Here is a 7519-nt window from a genome sequence, read left to right on the forward strand (position 1 = left end):
GCTGCTGGCCGCCGCGGCCCCGCCGCCGTTTGCGGTCCGGGCGTGCGCCGGGCTGGTTGTTGTCGATGCGCTGAGCATCGCTGCGGTGGCCTTCGCTACGGGCTTCCGGCCGGCTGTCGGTCCGCTGGACGTGGTGCTCGGCGGCCACAATGTTGGCACGCCGGTGCTCCACGGGGTCGTCGTAGGTGACCACGCCGCGGCCGGCGCACGCTTCGCACTGCTCGCCGAAGACTTCGAGGAGCCCGGTGCCCATCCGTTTACGGGTCATCTGCACCAGGCCGAGTGACGTAACTTCGGCCACCTGGTGCTTGGTCCGGTCGCGTCCCAGGCATTCCACCATGCGGCGGAGAACGAGGTCGCGGTTGGATTCGAGGACCATGTCGATGAAGTCGATGACGATGATGCCGCCGATATCGCGGAGGCGGAGCTGGCGGACAACTTCTTCGGCAGCCTCAAGGTTGTTTTTGGTCACCGTCTCTTCGAGGTTGCCGCCGCTGCCGGTGAACTTGCCGGTGTTGACGTCCACCACGGTCATCGCTTCGGTGCGGTCAATCACCAGCGAACCGCCGGAGGGCAGGAAGACCTTCCGCTCCAGTGCCTTGTGAATCTGCTCGTCGATGCGCCAGGCAGCGAAGATGTCCTGGTCCTTGGTCCATTTCTCGAGGCGGCCCACCAGGTCCGGCGCTACGTAGGTAACGTACGCCTCGATGGTGTCCCAAGCTTCCTCGCCCGAGACGATCAGCTTGGAGAAGTCCTCGTTGAAGACGTCACGGACCACCTTGATGGTGAGGTCCGGTTCGCCATAGAGCAGCTCAGGGGCAAGGATCTTGGTGGACTTTGACTGGCTCTCGATGCCCTCCCACTGCGCGCGCAACCGGTTGATGTCGTGCGTCAGCTCTTCCTCGGAAGCACCCTCGGCGGCGGTGCGGACAATGACGCCGGCCTGCTCGGGGAGGCGGTCCTTGAGGATGCGCTTGAGGCGGTTGCGTTCGACGTCGGGCAGCTTGCGGGAGATGCCGGTCATGGAACCACCGGGTACGTACACCAGGTAGCGGCCGGGCAGCGAGATCTGGCTGGTCAGGCGGGCGCCCTTGTGTCCCACGGGGTCCTTGGTCACCTGGACCAAAACGGTATCGCCGGACTTGAGGGCGTTTTCGATGCGCCGCTGCTTGCCCTCGAGGTTCACGGCTTCCCAGTTCACCTCACCGGCGTACAGGACGGCGTTGCGGCCGCGGCCGATGTCCACGAAAGCGGCTTCCATGGAAGGCAGCACGTTCTGGACCTTGCCCAGGTACACGTTGCCGATCAGGGAATCCTGCTGGGTCTTAGACACGAAGTGCTCAGCCAGGACACCGTCTTCGAGGACGGCGATCTGGATTCTGTCATCGCGCTGGCGCACGATCATTTGCCGGTCAACCGACTCGCGGCGGGCCAGGAACTCGGCTTCAGTAATGACGGTGCGGCGGCGGCCGGTGTCGCGGGACTCGCGCCGGCGCTGCTTCTTCGCCTCCAGGCGGGTGGATCCCTTGACGCTGGTCACCCGGTTGCTGACGGCTGGCTCAGTGACGGCCCGGGGCGCGCGGACGCGGGTAACGGTGTTGGGCGGATCATCATCCCCGCCGCCGGTAAGCTCAAGGTCCTGGTCACCGCGGCGGCGGCGACGGCGACGGCGGGATGTCACGCCTTCTTCGACCTGCCCTGCAGAGTCGGCGTCGGCGTCGTCGGAGGCATCTGCGTCGGCACCTTCGCCGGCCTCGAGGTCGGTGTCAGCTTCACGCTCGTCGAGGCGGCTGCGTCCACGGCGGCCCCGGCCACGGCGCCTGCGGCGGCCGTTGGCATCCTCCGCATCCACCTCGTCGGAGTCGTCCTCCCCTGCTTCTTCCACAGCGGCGGGAACCGGGCGCACCACCGTGCTCAGGTCCGGTGCCTGGAACAGCACGGATGTGGGAGACGCCGGTTCCATGAACAGGGTGCCGAAGGGGCTGGAAGAAGCCGCGGACGCCTGCTCCGCGGAAGGTGCCTCTTCGGACACCTCTTCTTCCGTGGTGTCCGCGGCAGCCACTTCAGGTGGAGCTTCTGCTGGTGCCGTACCGGTGCCTGCTGCTGCAGGGATGGCAGCTGCCTCAACCGTTTCGAGCTTCCCGGCCGGAAGCACGCCGGCCTCTTCGGCAGGCGGCTCATCGGCTGCCTGGATGTTTGCCGGTTCCGCTGCGGCGGCCGGTGCGGAGGTCTTCCGGGTGGCGACCCGACGGCGGCGGACCGGCTTCGTTTCGGCGGGTTCTCCGGCCTGCTCCCCAGTCGGGACCTCAGGAGTGCCGGCGCCAGTGGCCCCGACGCCGGGTACTGCTTCCGGTTCTGCCACTGCGGATTCCACCTCTGCGGCGAAAGCCGGGAGCGGTTCGGCGGTGTCCGCCTTCTTCCGGGCGCGGGTCCGCCGGACGGGAGCCTTGGCCTCCGCGGCGCCGGAATCCGCAGTACCGGCATCGGCAGCGTCGACTTCCGAAGCATCAATGCGCGCCGGGGCGCCTTCCGGAGTGCCGGCCCCGGTGACGTCGGCTTCCGGGATCAGGGCCTCGGCCTTGGGTGCAGCCTTCCGGCGCGTCCTCGTGGCCTTCTTGGGTGCAGCGTCTGCCTCCGCGGCCGCTGCTTCGTCGTTAACGGCTAAGACTTGTTCATTATCCATATGTGGCAACACTCCTGCCCCTGACGTACCGCCACATCCGGCACCCGTTGGGGCACATATTGTCAAAACCCGCAGGCGTTGACAGAAGTCAAGTGGATACCCCCAGGTTCGCACCGGCAGTGGGGTGCGGCAGCCCGTGGGGGCCGGCGGGATGTTCTGAAACCCGTTGTTCTACGTACCACAACCAGGTGCCGCTCAATGGAGTCGCGGGAGACTGCGTCGGTGGAACCGATGCCTGCCCTGCTCGTCATTGGCGGTCTTGGGAACAAGCCACCGGACCGGAGTCCGAATGTGGTTCGGCTTCCAGCCACGTTCATTCTCTCATACCCGGGCTAAATCCCGGCGGAGGCAGCACCAAACGCGCTGGCCCCTTCCACTCGTCTGGACAGTCCTTCCAGCCGCCGGCGTTACAATCAGGCAAGGAGCACCGGATGAAAAGGACGCCACACCAATGCCCAGCATCTCCCCCCTCAGCGGCACCCCTGCCCAGGAACGGAGCCTGAACCAGGACAGCGACCCGGCGGGCAGGACCGCAGGAAGTGTCCCGGCGATGACCCGCAACCGACCCTTCGGCTGGCTGCTGGTCATCACTGGGGCCATCGGCTGGCTCGCCTCCGGAACCCTGGTGCTGGAAAAGCTCGCGGTGCTCCAGGATCCCAACCACACCACGGTGTGCGACGTGAATCCCTGGATTTCCTGCGGCGACGTGATGAAAACCTGGCAGAGTTCCCTGTTCGGCTTCCCGAACATGTTCATCGGCATCGTGGCCTTCGCCGTCATCATCACCGTGGGTATGTCACTACTCGCCGGCGCAACTTTCGCCCGTTGGTACTGGCTGGGCCTGCAGGCCGGGGTCACGCTTGGTTTCGCCTTCGTGGTGTGGCTGTGGTCCCAGGCTCTCTACGACATCCGCATCCTCTGCCCATTCTGCATGATCGTCTGGGCGGCCATGATTCCCCTCTTCGTCTGGGTGACCGTCAGGAACGTCACCGCCGGAGTGATTCCGATGCCGGAAAACGCCGCCCGGATCCTGGGCGACTCCGGGTGGATCATCACCGCGTTGCTTTATGTGGCGGTCATCGCCACGATCTTCTTCGCCTTTATCCAGGTTTTCGCCGGCACCTCGGGCTTTTAAAGCCCCGCCAGACCTCACGAAGTAACTGATAAGGCCGATGTTCTTCAGGAACATCGGCCTTATCAGTCATACCGGTGAAAGCTACGCCTGGAACCAGATCTTGATCTCGCGTTCGGCGGAATCGGCGGAGTCGGAACCGTGAACCAGGTTTTGCTGGACCTTCAGGCCCCAGTCGCGTCCGAAGTCGCCGCGGATAGTTCCGGGGGCTGCCGTGGTGGGGTCGGTGGTGCCGGCCAGGGAACGGAAGCCTTCAATGACCCGGTGGCCTTCAAAGATAGCTGCCACCACAGGGCCGGATAGCATGAATTCCACCAGGGGCTCGTAGAAGGGCTTACCTACGTGCTCCTCGTAGTGCTGCTCCAGCAGCTCGCGGGACGCGTCCACCTTCTTCAGCTCAACCAGGGTGTAGCCCTTGGCTTCGATCCGGGCCAGGATGGCCCCGGTGAGGTTGCGTGCGACGCCGTCGGGCTTGACCAGGACGAGGGTGCGCTCAGTAGTCACAACTGCTCCAATGCGTTGGTAAGGGATTTCGGATCAAGTCTACGGGGACTGCGGCTGCTGGCCTGGCCCGGCCGCCTCGTCCGGATGGGCGGCTTCCCATTCAGCCTGCTCTCGGGCCCGCTCCCCTGCTTCCCGGTCCAGCCGTATACCGGTGCGGATTCCGTACCACCAGGCCACTGCGAACAGCCCGCCCACCAGGAACATGGCGGGCTCAAAGATGCCGGTAAGGATCAGGACGAGCTGCAGGATCCACCCGAGGCCGATGCCCCAGGGCTTGGAGAGGAAGGCGCAGGCCACGATCATCACGACGCTCAGAGCGATGCCCACGCCGAGGATAAGGGCCGGGGGGAACTCCCCGCGGCGCAGCCCGAACACCGCGAGGGTGGCGAAAAACATCACAAAGGCTTCAAGCAGCAGCACGGTGGAAGCGAACATCACCTTGGTGGATCGCCGCTTTTTGGGCATGCCCGGCCGCCATTCGCGCTGGGCTTTGGTCAGCTTGGCCACAGCCTTACGCCTCCGTCTTCCCGAGCAGGATCCGCGCCTCGGCCACCAAAGTGATGGACCCGGTCACCAGCACGCCGCCGGAAAGGTCGTCATTTGCTTCGGCGCGTTCGACGGCCCACTCGAGGGCGTCGTCGAGTTTCTCCTCGACGTGCACGTTGTCCTCGCCGAAGCCGAGGTCGATGGCGAGTTCGGCGAGTTCGGTCGCAGGGACGGCCCGCGGGGAGTTTGACTGGGTGAAGCAGTACTCCTCAGCCATCCCGCCGAGTGACTCCTTGAGCTGGCGGAGGATCTCCTCGGCGTCCTTCTCCTTGAGGATTCCCACCACCGGTACCAGCCTGGTGAAGGTGAAGGCCTCCTGGAGGGCGGCTGCGGACACTTTGACGCCGTCGGGGTTGTGGGCAGCGTCAACCACAATGGTGGGTGCCGTGCGCACCACCTCAAGCCGGCCCGGGGAGGTGACTTCGGCGAAGCCTTCCTGCAGTACGTCGAAGCCGAGCTCCTTTTCGCCGCCGAAGAACGCTTCCAGCGCAGCCACAGCTACAGCCGCATTCTGCGCCTGATGCGCGCCGTGAAGCGGCACGAGCAGATCCGGGTAGCGTCCCGCGATGCCTTGGATGGTGACCATCTGGCCGCCAACCGCCACGGTCCGTGATTCGACACCGAACTCGACTCCCTCGAACTTGAAGGGCACGCCCACGTCCTTGGCCTTCTCCAGCAGGACCTGGGCCGCATCAAGCGGCTGGGCGGCACTGATGAGGTAGCCGCCGGGCTTGATGATCCCGGCCTTTTCGTAGGCGATGTCTTCGGTGGTGTCGCCGAGGAGGTCCGTATGGTCCAGGGAGATGGGCGTAACCACCGAAACCAGCCCGTCCCCCACGTTGGTGGCGTCCGTGATGCCGCCCAGGCCCACTTCGATGACCGCCACGTTGACGGGCTGGTCGGCGAAAATGGCAAAGCCCAGAATGGTGAGGCATTCGAAATACGTCAGGCGCGGCTGTCCGTCAGCTTCCAGCTCGGAGTCCACAATCTGCAGGTACGGCCGGATTTCGTCCCAAATCCGGACGAAGGTCTCATCGGATACCGGGTGCCCGTCAATGCTGATCCGTTCGGTGACCTTGGACAGGTGCGGGCTGGTGTACCGCCCGGTGCTCAGGCCGTGGGCCCGCAGGACCGATTCGATCATGCGGGCGGTGGACGTTTTGCCGTTGGTCCCGGTGACGTGGATGATCGGGAAGGCCTTGTTCGGCTCCCCCAGCACGTCCATCGCCCGGAACAGCGGCGCAAGCCGCGGTTCCATCTTGTTTTCCGGCGCCCGGCCCAGCAGTTCCGCGTAGACGCTCTCTACGGAAAATTCATCAGTCATGGATTATGCCTCTACTTTTTCGACGGCGATCTGCGGCTCGGTGCCATCGCCGCTGTGATGCAGGCCAAGCTCCACTGTCAGGGTTTCGCTGACAATCAGGCTTTCATGGGCTTTCAAAGCGTCCACAACATCCTGGTCAGCCGTGATGCTCGTCCGGATCCGGTCGCTGACATTCAGTCCGGCATCCTTGCGGGCCTGCTGGATGGAGCGGACCATGTCACGGGCCAGGCCTTCGGCCTCCAGCTCCGGGGTGACCTCAGTGTTGAGGACCACGAACCCGCCCCCGGGCAATACTGCGACAGCAGACGATGCAGAGGCGCTGCCGCTTTCAGACTCCGCCACCACTGTCTCCAGGGTGTATTCCTGCGGTTCCAGCTGGAGCCCGCCTGCGGTGACCACGCCGTCGTCGTCCACTGACCAGTCACCTGACTTGGAGCCCTTGATGGCGGCCTGGACGTTTTTGCCTAGACGGGGACCGGCAGCGCGGGCGTTGACCACCAGCTGCTGCTGGATCCCGAACTCCTCCGGGGAGGCAGTGGCTGCGTCCAGCAGGCGGACCGAGCGGAGGTTGAGCTCGTCGGCCACGACGCCGGCGAAACCGCCCAGCACGTCAGCACCGGGTGCCACTACCGTGAGTTCCTGCAGCGGCAGGCGGACGCGGAGGTTTGCTGCCTTGCGGAGCGAGGAACCGGTGGAGCAGATCTGCTGGACCTTATCCATGGCCTGGACCAGGTCCGGGTTGGCCGGGAACAGGTCTGCATCCGGCCAGTCGGCCAGGTGCACGGAACGGCCGCCGGTGAGCCCGCGCCAGATCTCCTCGGAGACCAGCGGCAGGAGGGACGCCGCTGCGCGGGACACGGTTTCCAGTGCAGTGAACAGGGCGTCGAAGGCATCCTGGTCCTCGTCGAAGAACCGCTGGCGGCTCCGGCGGACATACCAGTTAGTGAGCATGTCCAGGTAGCTGCGCAGTTCATCGCAGGCGCCGGAGATGTCATAGGTGTCCAGCTGCACCGTCATATTGCGGACCAGCTCGCCGGTGTTGGCCAGCAGGTACTGGTCCAGCGTGTCGGCGTAGCCGTTATAGCGGAGCTTCGCGTCATAGCCTGCCCCGCCGTTGGAGGCGTTGGTGTAGAGCGTGAAGAAGCTGTACACGTTCCACAGCGGCAGGATGACCTGGCGGACGCCGTCGCGGATTCCCTGCTCGGTGACCACCAGGTTGCCGCCCCGGAGGATGGGGCTGGACATCAGGAACCAGCGCATGGCGTCCGAGCCGTCGCGGTCCAGCACCTCGGAGACGTCCGGGTAGTTGCGCAGGCTCTTGGACATCTTC

6 protein-coding genes are annotated in these 7519 nt (G+C 65.2%); 1 reads left to right on the plus strand and 5 read right to left on the minus strand.

What is annotated here, in order from left to right; genetic code table 11:
* Nucleotides 1-2683 (minus strand): Rne/Rng family ribonuclease (locus tag AC5RWX_RS28025; protein WP_494099524.1); only part of this gene is annotated, 2683 nt, incomplete at its 3' end.
* Between the two features lie 451 nt (nucleotides 2684-3134).
* Between AC5RWX_RS28025 and AC5RWX_RS28030 the strand changes: the two genes are divergently transcribed.
* Nucleotides 3135-3818, plus strand: a complete 684-nt coding sequence (locus AC5RWX_RS28030; RefSeq protein WP_494099525.1) for a vitamin K epoxide reductase family protein — start codon at nucleotides 3135-3137, stop codon at nucleotides 3816-3818.
* Between the two features lie 81 nt (nucleotides 3819-3899).
* Here AC5RWX_RS28030 and ndk read toward each other — a convergent pair whose 3' ends face one another.
* The 4 genes from ndk to AC5RWX_RS28050 all read right to left on the minus strand — a co-directional run.
* Nucleotides 3900-4319: a nucleoside-diphosphate kinase gene (ndk, locus tag AC5RWX_RS28035; protein ID WP_494099526.1), complete on the minus strand. Its 420-nt coding sequence runs from the start codon at nucleotides 4317-4319 to the stop codon at nucleotides 3900-3902.
* Between the two features lie 39 nt (nucleotides 4320-4358).
* Nucleotides 4359-4826 (minus strand): DUF4233 domain-containing protein, encoded by a 468-nt coding sequence (locus AC5RWX_RS28040; RefSeq protein WP_494099527.1) that lies wholly within the window; start codon nucleotides 4824-4826, stop codon nucleotides 4359-4361.
* A gap of 4 nt (nucleotides 4827-4830) precedes the next feature.
* Nucleotides 4831-6189, minus strand: coding sequence for a bifunctional folylpolyglutamate synthase/dihydrofolate synthase (locus AC5RWX_RS28045; RefSeq protein ID WP_494099528.1), 1359 nt, complete (start codon nucleotides 6187-6189; stop codon nucleotides 4831-4833).
* A 3-nt stretch (nucleotides 6190-6192) separates the two neighbouring features.
* Nucleotides 6193-7519 (minus strand): class I tRNA ligase family protein (locus AC5RWX_RS28050; RefSeq protein WP_494099529.1); only part of this gene is annotated, 1327 nt, incomplete at its 5' end.

The organism is Arthrobacter sp. SPT-J7 (genome assembly GCF_059089965.1).

What these genes read in the sequence shown, in the direction of transcription:
- AC5RWX_RS28030 (WP_494099525.1), top strand. Translation starts at nt 3,135, where the DNA reads ATGCCCAGCATCTCCCCCCTCAGCGGCACCCCTGCCCAGGAACGGAGC.
- AC5RWX_RS28045 (WP_494099528.1), bottom strand. Translation starts at nt 6,189, where the DNA reads ATGACTGATGAATTTTCCGTAGAGAGCGTCTACGCGGAACTGCTGGGC.